This window comes from Amedibacillus sp. YH-ame10 (assembly GCF_053848885.1).
Genome location: NZ_JBSPFA010000009.1, coordinates 60,992 through 80,146, shown reverse-complemented (window position 1 = coordinate 80,146; position 19,155 = coordinate 60,992). Strand labels below are relative to the sequence as shown.

General features: G+C 32.7%; 16 protein-coding genes and 1 pseudogene. 3 read left to right on the top strand and 14 right to left on the bottom strand.

Going from position 1 to position 19,155, the window contains the following annotated elements; all coding sequences use genetic code 11:
• Nucleotides 1-648 carry a restriction endonuclease subunit S gene (locus tag ACWG42_RS05425; RefSeq protein ID WP_455790667.1) on the top strand — a complete coding sequence of 216 codons (648 nt, stop codon included), beginning with the start codon at nucleotides 1-3 and terminating at the stop codon, nucleotides 646-648.
• Here ACWG42_RS05425 and ACWG42_RS05420 read toward each other — a convergent pair.
• The 7 genes from ACWG42_RS05420 to ACWG42_RS05390 form a co-directional block, all read right to left on the bottom strand.
• Complete coding sequence (locus tag ACWG42_RS05420) at nucleotides 645-1,145, bottom strand: restriction endonuclease subunit S (protein WP_455790652.1); 501 nt, start codon at nucleotides 1,143-1,145, stop codon at nucleotides 645-647. The genes ACWG42_RS05425 and ACWG42_RS05420 overlap by 4 nt on opposite strands.
• A gap of 4 nt (nucleotides 1,146-1,149) precedes the next feature.
• A complete protein-coding gene (locus ACWG42_RS05415) occupies nucleotides 1,150-2,094 on the bottom strand; it encodes a PIN domain-containing protein (protein ID WP_455790651.1) in 945 nt (314 codons plus the stop codon).
• 18 nt (nucleotides 2,095-2,112) lie between these two features.
• The gene (locus tag ACWG42_RS05410; RefSeq protein WP_455790649.1) at nucleotides 2,113-3,645 is read right to left on the bottom strand and encodes an N-6 DNA methylase; all 1,533 of its coding nucleotides are present in this window, start codon (nucleotides 3,643-3,645) and stop codon (nucleotides 2,113-2,115) included.
• A complete protein-coding gene (locus ACWG42_RS05405; RefSeq protein ID WP_455790647.1) occupies nucleotides 3,635-3,871 on the bottom strand; it encodes a helix-turn-helix domain-containing protein in 237 nt (78 codons plus the stop codon). Before ACWG42_RS05405 ends, ACWG42_RS05410 begins: the two co-directional genes overlap by 11 nt.
• A gap of 136 nt (nucleotides 3,872-4,007) precedes the next feature.
• A complete protein-coding gene (locus ACWG42_RS05400; protein WP_455790645.1) occupies nucleotides 4,008-5,090 on the bottom strand; it encodes a PDDEXK nuclease domain-containing protein in 1,083 nt (360 codons plus the stop codon).
• A 586-nt stretch (nucleotides 5,091-5,676) separates the two neighbouring features.
• Nucleotides 5,677-5,781: a tyrosine-type recombinase/integrase gene (locus ACWG42_RS05395; RefSeq protein ID WP_455790643.1), complete on the bottom strand. Its 105-nt coding sequence runs from the start codon at nucleotides 5,779-5,781 to the stop codon at nucleotides 5,677-5,679.
• Nucleotides 5,782-6,420: 639 nt separating this feature from the next.
• Complete coding sequence (locus ACWG42_RS05390) at nucleotides 6,421-7,140, bottom strand: helix-turn-helix transcriptional regulator (RefSeq protein WP_455790641.1); 720 nt, start codon at nucleotides 7,138-7,140, stop codon at nucleotides 6,421-6,423.
• 447 nt (nucleotides 7,141-7,587) lie between these two features.
• Between ACWG42_RS05390 and ACWG42_RS05385 the strand changes: the two are divergent.
• Nucleotides 7,588-8,499: pseudogene (locus tag ACWG42_RS05385) on the top strand (site-specific integrase).
• 66 nt (nucleotides 8,500-8,565) lie between these two features.
• On the opposite strand, the gene guaA reads toward ACWG42_RS05385, so the two are convergent.
• Nucleotides 8,566-9,867 carry a glutamine-hydrolyzing GMP synthase gene (guaA, locus tag ACWG42_RS05380; RefSeq protein ID WP_455790639.1) on the bottom strand — a complete coding sequence of 434 codons (1,302 nt, stop codon included), beginning with the start codon at nucleotides 9,865-9,867 and terminating at the stop codon, nucleotides 8,566-8,568.
• 133 nt (nucleotides 9,868-10,000) lie between these two features.
• On the opposite strand from guaA, the gene ACWG42_RS05375 reads away from it, so the two are divergent.
• Nucleotides 10,001-11,017: a DUF2804 domain-containing protein gene (locus ACWG42_RS05375; RefSeq protein ID WP_455790637.1), complete on the top strand. Its 1,017-nt coding sequence runs from the start codon at nucleotides 10,001-10,003 to the stop codon at nucleotides 11,015-11,017.
• A 59-nt stretch (nucleotides 11,018-11,076) separates the two neighbouring features.
• On the opposite strand, the gene ACWG42_RS05370 is transcribed toward ACWG42_RS05375, so the two are convergent.
• The 6 genes from ACWG42_RS05370 to ACWG42_RS05345 form a co-directional block, all read right to left on the bottom strand.
• Nucleotides 11,077-11,805, bottom strand: coding sequence for an ATP-binding cassette domain-containing protein (locus tag ACWG42_RS05370; protein WP_455790635.1), 729 nt, complete (start codon nucleotides 11,803-11,805; stop codon nucleotides 11,077-11,079).
• Between the two features lie 11 nt (nucleotides 11,806-11,816).
• Nucleotides 11,817-13,355: an ABC transporter permease/substrate-binding protein gene (locus ACWG42_RS05365; RefSeq protein ID WP_455790634.1), complete on the bottom strand. Its 1,539-nt coding sequence runs from the start codon at nucleotides 13,353-13,355 to the stop codon at nucleotides 11,817-11,819.
• A 282-nt stretch (nucleotides 13,356-13,637) separates the two neighbouring features.
• Nucleotides 13,638-15,062 (bottom strand): 6-phospho-beta-glucosidase, encoded by a 1,425-nt coding sequence (locus ACWG42_RS05360; protein WP_455790633.1) that lies wholly within the window; start codon nucleotides 15,060-15,062, stop codon nucleotides 13,638-13,640.
• Between the two features lie 10 nt (nucleotides 15,063-15,072).
• Nucleotides 15,073-16,920: a glucose PTS transporter subunit IIA gene (locus ACWG42_RS05355; RefSeq protein WP_455790632.1), complete on the bottom strand. Its 1,848-nt coding sequence runs from the start codon at nucleotides 16,918-16,920 to the stop codon at nucleotides 15,073-15,075.
• A 95-nt stretch (nucleotides 16,921-17,015) separates the two neighbouring features.
• Nucleotides 17,016-17,852 (bottom strand): PRD domain-containing protein, encoded by an 837-nt coding sequence (locus tag ACWG42_RS05350; RefSeq protein ID WP_455790631.1) that lies wholly within the window; start codon nucleotides 17,850-17,852, stop codon nucleotides 17,016-17,018.
• Nucleotides 17,853-18,126: 274 nt separating this feature from the next.
• Entirely contained in the window at nucleotides 18,127-18,948 is an 822-nt protein-coding gene (locus ACWG42_RS05345; RefSeq protein WP_455790630.1) for an SDR family NAD(P)-dependent oxidoreductase, read from the bottom strand.
• Between the last annotated feature and the right edge of the window lie 207 nt (nucleotides 18,949-19,155).

Here is a 19,155-nt window from a genome sequence, read left to right as displayed (position 1 = left end):
ATAAACAATAATTTAGAGCAACAACTTCATCTCTTATTTATTCGAATATTCAATGGTATTAGTGAGGATGTTGTCCTTGGCGATGTAGTCGAAACTACATCTGGTGGTACGCCATCTCGAAAACATACCGAATATTATGAAAACAGTTCAATATGCTGGGTGAAATCAAAAGAGCTCCTTGGTAATTACATTCTTGACACAGAGGAACATATCAATGATATGGCACTCTCTAAATCTTCTGCAAAATTACTACCTATGCATAGCGTACTCATTGCAATGTATGGTGCAACCGTTGGGGCATATGGCATTATTTCAAAGGCAATGACTTGCAATCAAGCAGTTTGTGCTTTGTTATGCAATGAAAAATATCCATATACATATTTGTTTCAGATAGCACAAGAGCAACAACAAAAGCTAATAAATATGGCTGTTGGTTCTGCTCAGCAGAATATAAGTCAGGTACTAATTAAGCAATTACCTCTACATAGCGACATTGCTGCTATAAGAAAATTCCATAATTTAGCTTTGCCATTGCATAAACAAATCGAAAAACTGCAAGCTGAGAATAGAACCCTTTCAGAAATGAGAGATACACTTCTGCCTCAGCTAATGTCAGGTGAGATTGATATCTCCGACATCTACCTCTAAGTCGCTAAATTATTGTTTATCTGCTTATTCAATTCTATTTTTTTATCTAGTTTTTCTAAAAAATCCGCGATTTTTATTTGCGTTTTATAACTATGACTAGGAATTTTGTATTCCATTATAGCCTTTTTATCGCCCCTAGGCATCTTTGTGCCTTTTGAAGTAGAAGTTGCATACTTGAAAAATCCATCAGAAGACAAAACATAGTACAGATATCTAGGATATATTCCCTTTTTAGCTCTCAAAATCAAAACATCATTCGAACAGCCTCCATCATAATTTGAAAACCAAATTTTTTTAAAATATGGTCTTATATTAGAAACCAAAGTATCGTGTTCACTAAACTTTTGAGTTTGTGAAAGAGTTGGTAAAGATGTTGATTTTGTAATCCCTTTTCTATTGGGCAACATATTTTCAGTTGATACATAATTCACTTCACTTAAGTTTTCTACTGGAATCTTATCTCTTACAAATTCACAAATACATGATAGTTCAATCATATGCTTAATTCTCCTCCTCTTTCTCGTACATTTCACATGAAACTTCAAGAAGCTCATTAGCCTCAACATTATATAAGACATCAAACAAAAATTCGTCATTATCTATTATCATAATATATTTTATTTGATAACCATAATCCGTTTGTTCATATTGTAAGACCTCACCCATCAAACAATCTAAATGCTCATCAAATCCGGTATCCTTCAAAATATTATGTAATAAATATTTATCTGTATATAACCTGGATTTTATAACATCAATAGTAATAATATTAAACTCAGTAGTGAGAACATCTTTTACTTCTTCTAAAGTTCTACAAAGGAATAAATTACTACCAACTTGTTTATTAAATAAACATTCAAAATCAGTATCATTAGACACAAATATACCCATTTGATCTTTTGTGTTTTGTAAAATCGTATTAAATATCAATGCATCTTTAAATCCTGCATCAGTATATGATTTGCCATTAATTTTGCAGAATTTAAAAGGTTTTTCACAATGTATTGCTTGTTGAATTATTTGATTAACAGTCTCTTCATCTTTAGGACATGAAATGATTTTCGCGTTCACTTTTGGATTTTCTAAAAAATCTTGAGTGATTGAATGTAAGTATGTCATATATTCATCCTGGTTATTTAACCCCTTGAATTCATAAGTTAGTTCTATTAAATTTCCAAAAGACTTTTTAAATGCATCTACCTTATTCAAAAGATTTGCCTTTTCATTTTTAAAATGCATCAATAAATGTTCATTCAACTCCAACCACACAATTTCTGGAATACAAATCATTGTCTTATCCACTATCCCATAATCAGAGATTAATCTCTCAATGTCAAAATATAATGGACTGATAGTAAATTGAGATAGGTATAAAGAATTGCCTGAATGTCTGCACTCTAATATGTTGGTATCAAAATAAATAAATACTTTTTCATAATCATGCATAACTTTTTATACCTTTCTTTATTCTTGCATTTCATATCCAATTGCTCCTAATTTTTCTCGAATTTCTTTTTCGAGTTCATGCGATTTAGAAAACATATCTGATAATTCAGTTGTTAATCTAGTCATTTTCTCTTCAAATGGTTCATCATCTTCTTCTTGATCTTTAATACCCACATAACGTCCTGGCGTTAGAATATAATCTTGTTTAGCAATTTCTTCTGTGGAAATTACCTTGCAAAATCCTTTTACATCTTCTAAAGTTCCTTCTTGGAACATTTCAAACGTTTTGGCTAATTTATCTACATCTCCTAAACTTCCATCATCATGAATTCCTTCACTAAAGTCTCTATGCTTACGATCAACCATAAATCCCATTTCACGTGCATCAATGAATAGTGTTTTTCCTTTTTGTTTTTTATTTTTACTAATAAACCAAAGCGTTACTGGAATTGTAACACTATAGAATAATTGTGTTGGTAGAGCAACAATTCCTTCTATTAGATCGTCTTCTATAATATTTTTACGGATTTCTCCTTCCCCGGATGTTTGTGAAGATAGCGCACCATTAGCTAATACCAAACCTATTTTACCATTTGGTGACAAATGATGAATCATATGTTGTATCCATGCAAAGTTGGCATTTCCTGCTGGTGGTATCCCATATTTCCAACGGACATCTTCTTTTAATTTATCTTGTCCCCAGTTAGAAAGATTAAAGGGTGGATTAGCCATTACAAAATCTGCTTTTAATGTTGGATGCAAATCGTTGAAAAACGTATCTGCTTGGTAGGAACCAAAATCGGCATCTATACCTCTTATTGCCATGTTCATTTTAGCCATCTTCCAAGTATCAGCATTTGATTCTTGTCCATATACCGAAATACGATTTCTATTTCCGCTATGTGCTTGAAGAAATTTTACACTTTGAACGAACATTCCTCCTGAGCCACAACACGGATCATATACACGACAATCGTTAAATGGCTTTAGTATTGCTACAATTGTTTTTACAATACTTGAAGGAGTATAAAACTCTCCACCTTTAACACCTTCATATGCTGCGAATTCTTGAATGCAGTATTCATATGTTCTTCCAAGTAAATCTTTACTTTCTTCTGTATCATCCATTTTCATTTCTGTAAATAAATCTACAACATCCCCCAATACTCGTTTGTCTAAATCAGGGTTAGCATAATTCTTTGGTAATACATTTTTTAAACTTTTATTTTCTGCTTCAATTGCTCTCATCGCATCATCAATAGCAATACCTATTTCTTGTGTATGTGCTACTGATGAAATTTTCTTCCAACGCGCATCTTCAGGCACAAAGAAGACATTCTCACCAATATAGGCGTCCCTATCATCTTCAAATCCATCCCCTTCATTAACTAGTTCTTCATATCTTTTTTCAAATGCTCCAGAAATATAGCGTAAAAATATTAAACCTACTATTACTTTTCTATATTCGGCAGCAGGAATATGCCCCCATAATACACAAGCAGCATCCCAAATTTGTTTTTCAAAACCTATATTTGCATTATTATTTGCCATTCACATCACCCTCCTTTTCTTCTCCTTCTGGTAAAATATCTAGAATATCATTTGGGGTACATTCTAATCCTCTACAAACTTTTACTAAAACTTCCATAGATACATATTCATTCTTAGAGAGTTTTGCCAATGTATTTTGACTAATACCTACCTCTTTAGCAAAAACTGTCTTCTTCAAACCTTTATCTATAAGTAGTTTAAACAATTTGTTGTAACACACATCCATTAATTTACCTCCTGACATAAGTATTACTTTTATTATAAAACAAATTGTTACATAAAAAAACACTTTTCTTTGTGTTTGAAAAGATTTTTTTCAAATTTAAAAAGTGTTTTTCAATGAAATATATTACAAAGTCATCTTATTTATAATTAGTCTCATTTTGTTGTAGATAAAACATTGCTTTCTGTGCTTCAATTTCAGCGCGTAGTTCCTCTTTGGTTGGCAAATACAATTTATACTTAGTTGCAAATAACTGCTCATTACCATTTAGTATGGAATACTTTGCAATATCTGCATCCGTATCAGAACATAGTACAATTCCTATTGTTGGATTATCATCTTCATTCCTTTTCAAATCATCGTACATACGAATATACATATCCATTTGTCCAACATCTTGATGTGTGATTTTGTTTGTTTTTAAGTCAATCAAAACAAAGCATTTCAAGATATAGTTATAAAAAACTAAATCTATATAGTAATCTTGTTTTTCTGTATGAATATGTTGTTGTCTTGCAATAAAGGCATAACCTTTTCCTAATTCCATAAGAAATTTTTGAATATTTGATAAGATACTTGTTTCTAAATCTGTTTCTGTAAAAGTGCTGTCTGTATCAAAACCCAAGAACTCAGCAATCATAGGATTTTTTATAAACTCCAACTTATCATTTTGATTTTGTTTTATTAATTTTTCCATTTCATTTATGACTAATTCTTTTTGTTGTGACTTTAATAAGCGATAATAATATTGAGAAGAAATATTTCTTTGAAGTGTTCTAACACTCCAAGTTTCGCGTATTGCCTCGTTTTCGTACCAATTTCTGGCTTTTTGATCTTCCACTTGTATCAATACCCTATAGTGTGTCCATGTTAAAAGAACCGAAGATTTTCCACTCAGTGAGTGGAAAATTTCAGGATATGCTTTATAGAAATTATAAAAACTATATAAATTAGTTTTAGGAAATCCCGTTCCATATTCTAAAGTAAGCATTTTTGATAATTTTTTTATTACACTTGCACCATATTCTGCTCTATCTTCACCAAGCATACACTCTTCAAAAATTCGTTTTCCCATTAACCAATTCCTCTTAATTAATGACGCATTAACTGTAGCATATGCATAACTTCTTGCAGAATCAATTATAAATTTAGCATCAACAAAAATATCATCAGATTTCTTATATTCAATTTCATCAATCGAATTTACTAATTTATTTGACATTAGCTTTCTCTCCTTTTTTCGTCATTTAACCTATAGACATTATACTTTCATTTATTGTTAATCTCAATTGTATTTAAGTGATAAGGAGACTTTATTACAGTCTCATAAAGTGAAAAAGTAAATTCCACAACATATGCAAAAAGTGGAAATAAGCTTTACAGTCCATTACATAAAAACAATGGTAGAATTAACTCTTACAATTTTATATGATATAGTTACTCTTATTTTGGTTCTTAGTAACATATAATTTAAATACACATAAAGTGTAATATAACAGCCAATTATTTATTGTTTTTTATCCTTTTCTTTTTGCCTCGACTTTGTTATATATTCTGTATCTATTGAAAACGAATTAACGAAAGAGAGAGCTTGTAAAATTCATCTCCTCTTTTTTTATTTGGCCTAATTTTTTCTTCATTTTTCATTTTCACCTTAAATTGATGCCTATACTAATAATGAAATCTAAACTTATCCCATTAAATTTTGCTAATGTAATCAAATGGTGAACAAGTATACTTTTTTCTTATTTTAATCTTTGAAATATTTTCCTACTAAATGAAAATCCTTTCTTTACCATTTCATTTTGCTACAAGCTTATATTCTCTGCAGTAATTCCAACCATCTTCTTTTTCGTAAAGAATGAGATTATTTTATCATCAATAATATACTTCTCCGAACAATAAGTATTCAATCTTAATCACGTTTTAGCATCCTTCATATATATTTCTATGAAATTACTATAACATGTTGAAATCATACAGTAATGTAAGAAGAAATTCTCTCAGCCTCTCTTCTGATTCTATTTTTGTATCAAATCCTTTTTTCGTTGATTTAATTCGATTGCCTTACCGATCCGTTTAATAATACTAAATCTTCTATTTTGCTGTTTTTATATCTTTTGTTGATTTCAAGTTACGCATCCTAAAATTTTTATGATATTACAGCATTTACAATTCTGATTCCTTTATAGCATTCAAAATCAAATTTTGCCGATTATACCCCCACCTTAATGCGAATACTAATTCTTCAACATAATTCATTTTATCGGTATTTGCATGAAAAAGAAATACATCATATTTTTTGCGATCAATTTGAATGTGTCCTTATTCATCCCCTGTTTTCAACCCATTGATTTGTTATTCATGCTACTCTCTAATTTAGAATTGTTAATTAATGACTTCTGTAAACACATTCGCATATTTCCTCCATATTAAAATATATGTATACACATATTCTAACAATTGAATCTAATATAATATCTTTCTATAATATAACTGTATTTGCCAAATTACTAAGATGAAATTGCTTGTGTTTGTATCCGTTTATCTAATTAATCATTCATTGATTTGAGATCATTAAACCATTCTTGTCTGAATTTATTGATTTGTAATCCATTTTTTTTAAAATCATCTCTCACTAAATCTTTAATATAATTTTTCAATTTTTTTTGTTTATAATATGATGACATATTTGCCATTTCATAAGTTTCTGCATCAACAATAGCAAGAATATTATGCGTATTCCAAATACCATTATTATTTTCTAACTTTAAGGATATCTTATCTCTTGCTTCTTTATCGCCAATTTCATTATATAAATAATCAAATTGCTCTAACATATATGTACCATAACTTATTGATTCTCCACTAATACGATAAAGAACATCATTTAAGACAACTTCATCATATAAAGGCAAAAAAGCTATAAAGTCCTCGACTGTTCTTATTTTAAACTTTTTTCTATAATAATGCATAAAGGGTGATGGTCTAATTCCACTCATGCTTTTAAGTTCTTCACTCAAATCAAATTTGCTTGCTTCATCTTCAAAGCTAATTAAATTCTCAATATTAGTATCCAAAATTTTACTCAAATAGAAAAAGTTATCTAAAGAAGGTAGTCGATCTCCTGATTTCCAATATTTTATTGTGCGAACACTTACTTTAAAATAATCTGCTAACTCTATTTCTTCATATTCAGATTCTTCAATTGCTTTCTTTAATTTTTTACCTGTTAATTCTAAATTAATATTAATTAAATGTTGATGTTCCATAATTATTCCTCCTGCCTTAAGTATACAAATCCTCGGGCATTTTGTAAATGAACTCATAGTTCACTTATACAAACTAGATTTCATATTTTAAAATTGCTTTGTCCTTGATAAAGGAATACTTAAAAATGATCTGCCCTTTAATCTCATCATATAACTCTTACCTATTTCAAAAATAATGAAGCTGTAATGTACCAAAAATTTGGACTAAAATAAATAAGCTTGTCTAGGTTACCACCATATTACAGAAAAACAGATACAAAAATACCGTAATAGCTTTTTATCAAAGAAAAAAGCCAAAGAGGAATATTCATAATTAATACTAACTTGTGTTGATGATTTAGTGGAAGAAATGAAGAAAATCACATTCAAACAATACGTAGATGAATTATTCTTTCCTTGGTATAAAAGCCAAGTCAAAGAAAGCACGTTTAAAATGAACATCAATCTATGTGCAAGCATTTCAAAAACTTTAACAAGATGTTGGTGAATAAAATTACTCCTATTCATGTACAAGGTTGGCAATTAAAATTATCAAAAATTTATGGACTAAATTATGTACGGAATGTACAAGAAATGTTTTCAAGAGCAATGGATAGAGCAATTGTTCTAGGACTAGCGAAAGAGAACCCATCTAAGATTATTGGTAATATCAAAAAACATAAAGTGAAGATTGAATTTTGGACACTAGAAGAATTTCAATCAATTATATCGTTATTGAAGAAAGATGATTATTATGAGCATTACATCTTCATATCGTTATGGTTATTGTTCATGACTGGTCTACGCATTGGTGAAGCTTCTGCTTTACAATGGAAAGATATTGATTTTGAAACTGGTGTATTAAGTGTTACAAAGAACTTTTACTATAATTCTTGCAATAATTATAAATTTGTTGAGCCAAAGACAAAAGCAAGTGTACGTCTAATCGTTATTGATGATGATACTCTTGAACAATTACAACTTTGAAAATCAACACAACAAAAGATAATCAAAACAGATTTTCTATTAAGTTATAATGGTACACCTACCAACAAGCACTCATTGCCTAGAGCGATTGAGAAGTTATCAGAGATGGCAAATATACATCGCATTAAGGTACACGCCTTACTCCACTCTCACGCTTCCCTACTCATCAGCATGGGTGAAAATCCTCTTATCATCAAAGAGCGCTTAGGTCATGAAGATATTGAAACGACACTCGGTACATATGGTCATCTGTATCCTAACAGTAATTTTGAGGTAGCTAGAAAGCTAAAAGGTGTGATAAATTTTCAGCCTGTGGAAACAGATAAAAATGATAATTCACACTTTGGTTTTCATCGAAAAAACAAAGAAATTAATGCAATAACAATGCAATGAGTACCCTATGAGTAAAAAAAAAGAGCTTTGAACCCTTATATATAAAGGCTTTCAGCTCTAGTGGGGTTATTCCCACTCAATCGTTCCACATGGTTTTGGTGTCATATCATAACAAACTCTGTTTACATTTGCAACTTCATTTAAGATACGATCTGTAATCTTCGCTAAGATAGCCCAATCCACTTGCTCAATTGTCGCAGTCATAGCGTCAATTGTATTTACTGCACGAAGTATCACTGGATACTCAAAACAGCGTGCATTGTTTTTTACACCTACTGATTTAAAATCAGGTACTACTGTGAAGTATTGCCATACGGTCTTATCTAATCCAGCATTCGCAAATTCTTCTCTTAAGATTGCATCTGATTCGCGTACAGCTTCTAAACGTTCTTTTGTAATTGCGCCAAGGCAACGCACACCAAGTCCTGGTCCTGGGAAAGGTTGACGATACACCATTTCATATGGTAATCCTAATTCCACTCCGCATGCACGAACTTCATCTTTGAACAATTGATACAATGGTTCCACTAATTCAAACTGTAAATCATCAGGTAATCCACCCACGTTGTGATGTGATTTTACAACACTTGCAGTTTTTGTTCCTGATTCGATGATATCTGGATAAATGGTTCCTTGTGCTAAATAATCGATACCATCTAGTTTGCGTGCTTCTTCTTCAAACACACGAATAAATTCTGCACCGATAATCTTACGTTTTTCTTCAGGTTCTACAACATTTTCAAGTTTTCCTAAGAAACGATCAGAAGCATCTACATACACAAGATTTGCTTTTAACTGATTTTGGAACACTTCAATTACATCTTCAGATTCCCCTTTACGCATCAAGCCGTGATTCACATGTACACACACCAATTGTTTTCCGATTGCTTTGATCAACAACGCCGCAACAACAGATGAATCTACTCCACCAGATAATGCCAATAATACTTTCTTATCTTTTACTTGCTGACGAATCAATTCTACTTGATCTGCAACAAAGTTTTTCATATTCCAATTCTTTTCTGCTTTACATACATTCAACACAAAATCTTCTAACACTTTCATACGTGCTTCTTCATCTTCTGGGAATGCGATGTTATCTACTTTTGCTAATGCATGATCAAATGCTAACACTGGATATCCAGCTTCATAAATATCATGGTTTACATCGATTGCTTTTCCATCAATGATATTGTTGTTACCACCACTAATGATGATTCCTTTTACATTTGACATTGCCTTTAATTCAGCAACATTAATGTCATGTGCCTTTATTTCACTAAAAACACCAATTTTACGAATATCTCTAGCAATCGTCGTATTTTCATGACTACCCAAATCTAAAATAATAATTGTATCCTGTTTCATCTTCTGTTCTCCTATATCTCTTTTTTGTATAAGAATAGTTTAACATAAACACGTAAGAAGATAAATGTAAAATTTTCAATCCTCATTGTTTTCAAAGCCATAACCTTTTATAATAGAGATAGAGGTGATCTATATGCGTAATCATGAAGTTATCACATCACAAAAGTTATTAAAAGATGGTTCCCTAAGAGAACCAGGCTGGTCAAGATCTCTTATTCAAGAATATCATCGTGAAGATATCAAAGCTAGTAAATTTCGTATTAAGGAATGGGATTATTATCTTATCCTCAACAAAGATTTTGGAATCGCTATGACCTTATCTGATGATGGCTATATTGGACTTCAGTCCGTATCCTTTCTTGATTTTAAAAACAAGTGGGAACATACAGAAACAATTTTGAATTTGTTTCCTATGGGAAAATTCAAACTTCCTTCTTCATCCACACAAGGAATCACACATTATCAAGACAAGCGTTTATGTATGGACTTTATAAAAGATGGAGATCAAAGAAGACTTACTTGTACCTTTAAGAACTTTTATCAAGGGAAAGATTTCTCCTGCGATATCCTTTTACATGAACCACCAATGGATTCTATGGTAATTGCTACCCCATGGAAAGATAAAAAGCACGCATTCTATTATAATCAGAAAATAAACTGTATGAGAGCAAGTGGACATGCTTGTTTTGATGGGAAAACCTATACCTTTGATGAAACTAATGATTTCGGTACCCTTGATTGGGGAAGAGGTGTTTGGACTTATGATAACACTTGGTATTGGGGTTCCGGTAACATGGATATCAATGGTAAGCCTTTTGGATTTAATATAGGTTATGGCTTTGGAGATAATAGTGCAGCTACAGAGAATATGATATTTTATGATCATGTAGCCCACAAACTAGACGATATTACGTTCCATATTCCACAAGATCCTATGATGCCTTGGAACATTACGTCTAGTGATCAACGCTTTGAAATGACATTTACTCCTTTCCTCGATAGAGCCGCAAAGATATCCGCAATCGTTGTATCAACTGATCAACATCAAGTGTTTGGTTATCTTAATGGATTTGCTGTTTTAGATAATGGAGAAAAAATAGAAGTAAAAGATATGCTCTGTTTTAATGAATTTGTACACAATCGATATTAACGAATAAACCACCTAAAAAGGTAAGACTCAACTTACCTTTTTTTCATATTTCCTACTCTTTATTGATAATTCTTTAAAAGCTTTCCTACAAACTCTGTTGCAGGATGTGCAAGTATTTCTTCTGGTCTATCATATTGCAAAATATTCCCTTCATCCATGACAAGTACCTTTGTCCCAAGTTTTAATGCTTCATGAATATCATGCGTTACAAACAAAATCGTAATACCTGTTTCTTTATGAATACGTTTGATTTCATCTTGTAAAGAAGCACGAGTTATCTCATCTACTGCCCCAAAAGGTTCATCCATTAACAAGATATCAGGAGATGCAGCAAGTGCTCTTGCGATTCCTACACGTTGTTGTTGACCACCAGAAAGATGATCTGGATATCGTTTTCTTAAGTCTTGATCTAACCCTACTATATCCATCCATTTATTCACAGCATTCTTTGTCTTTTCTTTATTTTTCTTATTCAAAAGATTAGGAACATAAGAGATATTTTGTTCTACATTCATATGTGGAAACAATACATTTCCTTGTATAGCGTATCCTATATTTCTTCTTAAACGAATGATATCTTTTTTATCGATTCCTTTCCCATGTACCAACACTGTTCCATCGCTAGGCATAATCAATCCATTTACCATTTTCAAAATTGTGGTTTTCCCACATCCTGAACTACCTATAATGGTTAAAAACTCTCCCTTTTCGATACTTAAATCCAAAGACTTTACAACTGTTTTTTCTCCATATGCCATACTTACATTTTGATATTCAATTACGTTCATATGAGCACCTCCTACTCCAGCAAGCCTTTCTTCTTTAAAAACTCATCCGCAACATCTTTTGGTTCTTGCTTCTTTGTTTCCACCAAATAATTCATCTGTGACATATCGCTATCACTAATCGCATGATCTAATTTTTTTAGAACACCCTTTATTTCTGGATACTTCTCTAAGATTTCTTCGCGTACTACAAAACCACACATATAAGAAGGATACAAATTCTTATCATCTTTTAATACTGTGATTTCAGTTGCGGCCAATTGTCCATCTGTAGTAAATACAACCATGGCATCAATCTTATGTTCTCTAATCGCATCGTATTTTAACCCAATATCCAAATCGGTTGTATTCTTAAAGGTTAATCCATATTTTTCACAGAAGGCATCATACCCATCTGCTCTTTCGAAGTAATCATACTCCGCACCAAAGGTTAACTGGTCTGCCACTTTCTGTAAGTCAGAATATGTCTTTAAGTTATATTCTTCCGCTATCTCTTTTCTTACTGCAATACCAAAGGTATTATTGAACCCTAATAAAGATTCCCATTTCATACCTAGTTTATGATATCCATCTTGTAAACGATCAAAGAGATCTTCTGTATATAAATCACTTTCTTTCAATACTTGATTCCAACCAGTACCTGTATATTCTGGATAAAGATCAAATTCTTTACTAACCATTGCTGGATGAATATTATTCGTTCCTCCACCAACACCTTGTGTCATATCTACTTCTAAATCCGTATCTTGTTCTATTAGTGTACGTAACATCTCTCCAATGACATATTGTTCACTCATTGGTTTTGTGGCAATATGAATCGTATCTTTACTTGAACTTCCCGTTAAGGTATAGAGTAGTGTACAGATACTTATAATACCTACAGAAATAACAAGCACTTTCTTTTTCTTCTCTTTATTCTTTATACCTCTTCGATTCATCACCTTTTCGACAAAGCCCAACATCCAATCAATAAACAATGCCAATAAGGCAATCATCAAACTTCCTATAATTGTCATTGCTTTATTATTCGTTGTAATTCCTCGATAGATTGCTACACCTAAACCACCTGCACCAATGAAAGAGGCAATACCTGCAAGTGCAATTGTCATAACTGCCATATTACGAATACCACTCATAATCACGGGCATTGCCAACGGAAGTTTTATTTTATATAAAATTTGAAAACGTGTGCTTCCCATTCCTTTCGCAGCTTCAATAATCAAAGGTTGTACATTTACTAACCCTGTATGCGTATTTCTTACCATTGGTAAAAGTGCATAGATGGTTAATGCAAGTATTGCTGTTGTATTCCCTATTCCTGATAAAGGAATTAGAAAACCCAACAAAGAGATAGAAGGAATGGTATACATAAAATTGATAACACCCAATGCCACTTTGCTAGTCTTTTGATATTCAGCAATCAAAATACCTATACATAAACCCAAACACCCTGCGATAATAATCGCTGTCATTGATATTTGAATATGTTCTAATAATAATTCTAAATAAAAATCAGATTTTTGCATCCATAAATCTAAAATATCTTGTATCATGACTTGTCCCTCCTACTCATCAATTACATCGATAAAGCATTTTCATGTTTCTATTATCCTTTATTTCTTCCCCATTTACAACTCACGTGCAAATACCCATGCATCATATTCCTACTACATTTACATAGAAATGCTTTCATAAAACATAGTCCAATAGAATACGTTTGTAGAAATTTTCTCTATGATGAAGCAACCATACTATAAAAACTCTTACAAGATATCCCTTTTATGGATTCATCTTATAAGAGTTTAGGTTTCCTTAATTAACTCATTTATATATCTCTACAAGGTTTTCCCATTGCTTTCGATCACCCCTTGATACCAATAGAAAGAATCTTTACGTAATCTTTTTAAACCTCCATTCCCCTGATCATCACGATCTACATAAATCATTCCATAACGCTTTTTCATTTCACCCGTAGTAAAAGAGATTGGATCAATACATCCCCATACCGTATACCCAATGACATCGACACCATCTTCTTCAATAGCCTTCATCATCTCTATAATATGGGCACGAAGATACTCTATACGATAGGTATCATGAATCTTATTATCCTCTATCGTATCTACAGCACCAAATCCATTTTCTACAATGAACAAAGGTACTTGATAACGATCATATAAATCATTTAAATAGTATCGCATACCTACTGGATCAATACTCCAACCCCAAGCACTTGTGCTTAGATAAGGATTTTCTACAGTATCTGTACCTGCCGCATTTCCACTGCCACTGCGTGACATATTTTCATCTGCACTTACAGTACTAGATAGATAATAACTAAATCCTATGTAATCCACTACGCCACGTTTGATAATCTCTAAATCTTCTTCAAGCACATCTAATGAATATCCTTTTTTATCCCATTGTTTTAAAACATGGTTTGGATATGTCCCTCTTACAAATACATCTGTAAAGAACATTTGATGTTGATTGCATTTTTGTGCCTTTACGATATCCTTTGGATTACAAGAGTATGGATAGTATGGTAAAGAAGCGACCATACATCCCATTTGTAAATTCTTATTCATTGCTTTTGCATATGCAACAACTTTCGCTGAGGCAACAAATTGATAATGTACTGCTTGATACATGATTTCTTCACGGTTTTCATCTTCTTCATAAAGAATACCTGAATTCGTAAATGCATAAATGGGATTTTCAATCAGTGTTTGATTATTGATTTCATTAAAGGTCATCCAATAGGTAACTTGCTTGTGATAGCGTTCCAGACAAACAATCGCAAACTTATAAAAGAAATCAATGCATTTACGATTTCTCCAACCACCATATGCTTCTACTAAATGATATGGCATTTCAAAATGAGAAAGCGTTATTACAGGCTGAATACCTTTTGATAACATATAGTCAAACATTTTATCATAGAAAGCTAGTCCTGCTTCATTTGCGATATCTTCATCACCATTTGGAAAGATACGCGTCCATGCAATACTTGTACGCAAGCACTTAAAACCCATTTCCGCAAATAAATCGATATCTTCTTGAAAGTGATGATAGAAATCGATACCATCATGATTTGGATAGTATTCTCCTTCCAACACTCCCTTTGTTATTTTTCTAGGAACTGCGTGTGAACCAGCTGTCATTACATCCGCAATACTCAAACCTTTTCCTTGTTCTTGATAAGCACCTTCTACTTGATGTGCCGCAAGGGCTCCACCCCATAAGAAATTCTCTTTCATAATCGACCTCCTACATATTGATGTGAATCAATACATCACCTGCTTGTACCTTATCATCTTCTTTACCTACCACCGTCATATCAATTGCGTCTGCATTGGTAATCAAAATTGGTGTCATTACTGAATATCCTTCTTTTTTAATTTCATCCATATCAAATTCTAGAAGAACATCTCCCTTTGTTACACGTGTTCCTTGTTCCACTTTACTAGTAAAATGTTTTCCATCTAACATTACCGTATTCAATCCTACATGTATCAATACTTCTAACCCACTATCACTTTTCAAACCTATCGCATGTTTACTAGGGAAAGCAACGACTACTTCACCATCAAAAGGTGCTACTACGACTCCATTAGTTGGTAAAACAGCAATCCCTTTTCCTACAGCTCCACTTGCAAATACTTCATCTTCTACATGTTCAAGTTCTACAATACTTCCACTCACTGGCGCTAATAATTCTAATTGTTGTTGATCGTTTAAAGGCTTTTTTGTTTCCATAATTTCTGGTATATCTGTAATTGTTTCAGCTTCAAAATCTCCTTTATCTTCACTTGTAATCCCCCAGAAATACGTAAGAAGCGCACCGGATACCAAAGAAGCACTAATACCTACAAGGAATGGAATCATTGGAGAATATGACATCATAGCTGCAGAGAATACATTGTGGAATACATAAGAATCCATGGTTACTTGGAAGAGTCCATTGATTGCCCCACCAATACCACCAGCGATTGCGACCACAGCCATCAAACGTTTATAACGCATTACGATACCATATAAAATTGGTTCTGTAACACCAGCTAAAAATCCAGTTAAAATAGCAGGACTTGCGATTGCCTTAATATTCGAATGCTTCTTTCCTTTTAAGAATACACCAAGTGCAATCCCTAATTCAGCATATACACAACAAACCGCAACACCTTCAATCATATCTCCACCATATTGTGTTAGATTTTGTAAGGTAATTGGTGTGAATCCCCAATGTAATCCTAACATCGTTAAGAATGGATATGCTGCCCCTAATACGACACCCGCAACTACACGGTTGAAATTAAATAACCATGCAACAACATCTCCTACGGTATCACCAATAACCGTACCAAATGGACCAAATACCAACGCTGCTAAAGGCACCAATACAATTAAACAAATCATAGGTACTAAGAACATTTGTAATTCCAATTTAATAATCTTCTTCAACCCTTTTTCTAAATACGCATAAATAAAGGAAATGATAAAGATTGGAAAAATCGTTGTGGCATAATCTACTACGGTAAGATTAATACCTAGAAAATTGGTTCCTTCTTGACCAATCAACGCTGAGAAGGAAGGCTCCATCAAGGCTGCCCCAATAGCTCCTCCTACATAAGGATTCGCACCAAATTGTTTTGATAGAGTAATCCCTAAGAAAATTGGCATGAAATAGAACACTGAGTTACCTGCCGCAGATAATACTGCATAAGTTGAACTTGCATCTGACATAACACCAAACTGCACAAGTACAGTTAATAATGCTTTTACCATACCAGCCCCAGCTAGAATTGGAATGAGTGGTGAGAATGCCCCTGAAATCACCTTTAATACAGACATTTTACCTGTTTGTTTATCTTTTTTTAAATCCAAACTCTTCATAATCTCTTCAAAATAACTATTTACTTTTGGTCCAATTACAACTTGATATTGTCCTCCACTCACTACTACTGATAATACATAAGGCAACTTCTCTAAAGCTGCTTTATCTGCCTTTTTATCATCTTTTAATTCAAATCTTAAACGTGTGGCACAATGTACCAAGTTGTTTACATTCTTACTTCCACCTACATATTGTAGAATATCTTTCGCTTCATTTTCTAACATAATTGTTCTCCTCTTAATTTTTTCGCAAAATAAAACCTAAGCACTATGAAAATATCATTTGACTTAGGTTACGCCTGACGTACAGTAACGTTCCATTATAGATCAGTAGATAATCGGTTGAGATGAAGAGATAAGTATAATAGCTCATCATCCCCAATGGTCCACTGATATGTTTTTTCTAAAAACTCTTTTATTTTCTTCGCACATTTATAATCATTTGGATACTTTAACGCAATCACATTGATGATTGATGAATCATTTTCTTTCGCATCGTTATGAAGTTGACGCATGACAAAGTATCGGATATGAGTAACAAATCTTGAAAAGTTGAAAGAAGACTCATCGAACTTTTTACCATAATGATATTTCGCAATATCAATAACATGTTGGATGATTTTTGAACTAAGAACAGTCTCTTGCATATCTTTTCCTTCATAATGTGCATTGATGAAATGTAGTGCGATGAAAGCTGCTTCTTGATCAGGAATTTGTAAACCTGTTTTGCTTTTCATACGTTCTATCACTTGTTGTGCATATTTGAACTCTTGTGGATAAATCATTTTGATATCCCATTCTAAGGGAGTTGTGAATAATGTTTTTTCTTTGGCGCGTTTTAGCATAAAGCTGATGTGATCAGATAATGTTAATAGGATAGAATTACTACAACGATATCCTAATACCTTTTCTCCATCTTGGATGATATCACTTGCGAGTTCAATATCTTCGATATCAATTCGTCCTAGTAAATCTTGAAATGCTTTTACAGAAGTCTTATCTTCTAAGATAAAGCGTTTCTCTATTTTACTTTCATCAATCATCTCTTGTTCTCTTTTGCCAAATCCAACACCTTTCCCCATAATGATTTCTTCGTGGTTAGCATCATTTAATACAAGGGCAACATTATTATTAAAAACCTTTAATATTTTTAGCATACGTTCTCCTTTCTATCATTATAAAAGGCGCAACCACGAAAAGAGACACCTTTTATCCCTTGCTTGGTCACGCCTGAAGATTCAGTAACGATCCTTACAAATTTAGTTTATCAGTACATATGAGGTTTGTCAACTGATTTATTATTTTCCTACTTATAAAGGTTTTATTCATCTATAAGTCATACAAAAAGAACGTCTTATCAAACAATGCCCTCTAGCATTTCTAAGACGTTCTCTTCTTATATTCAAGTAATTATAATGAATCCTCCATTTATTAGTAAACTGTGAATCCTCCATCACTTACCACGATTGAACCAGTGATATGTCTTGCCTCATCACTTGCTAAATACAAAATAGTTCCGGCTTGTTCTTCACTTGTCGCATTGCGTTTTTGTAATGTTTCAATCTTACCTGACATCATAGAATTTTTAATATATTCACTTGGATCAATTCCTTGTGCCTTTAAATCACCAATCACTTTCATCATTTTATTCTTTGCAGTTTCTGTAAGAGGCGTATCTGTTCCTGCAGGACAAACCGCATTACATGTGATATTTTTTGTAGCGTAATCCATAGCTGTTGATTTTGTTAATCCAACCACACCATGTTTACTAGCTACATAAGCAGGACCAGCTGGAGTTGCACGTATTCCTGCAACACTTGCAGTATTGACAATGGTTCCACCAAATTCATTCTTTAACATATATTTAATCTCTTCACGAATACAATAGAACATTGCATTTAAGTTGGCATTCACTACATCAAACCAATCATCATCACTTACATCTTCTATCTTCTTAGAATCACCAACGATCCCAGCATTATTAATCGCAACATCAATGCGGCCATAAGTTTCCATGGTACGTGCATATAATGCGATGATATCTTCTTTCTTTGTTACATCACATGCCACAAATAAAGCTTTTCCACCCGCATCAACAATGGTTTTTTCAATCTCTTTACCACGTTCCACACTTCTTCCCGCAACAACAACAATAGCTCCTTCTTCTCCTGCGCGAATACAAACTGCTTTTCCAATTCCACTCGTTCCCCCAGTCACAACCATGACTTTATCCTTAAAACGATCTTTAAACATATATACTCCTCGCTTTCTATGTAACTTTATTATAGCGCTTACATAATCAATTTGATATATAAAAACCAAATTTTTATGTTTTCTATAGGTTCCCCCATGCTCTTTACTAAATTTCGTATCACGATATAAAATGAAGATACACTAGAAAACTGCTTCTCCTCTATCATTATAAAAGGCGTAACCATGAAAGATTGTATACCTTTCTTG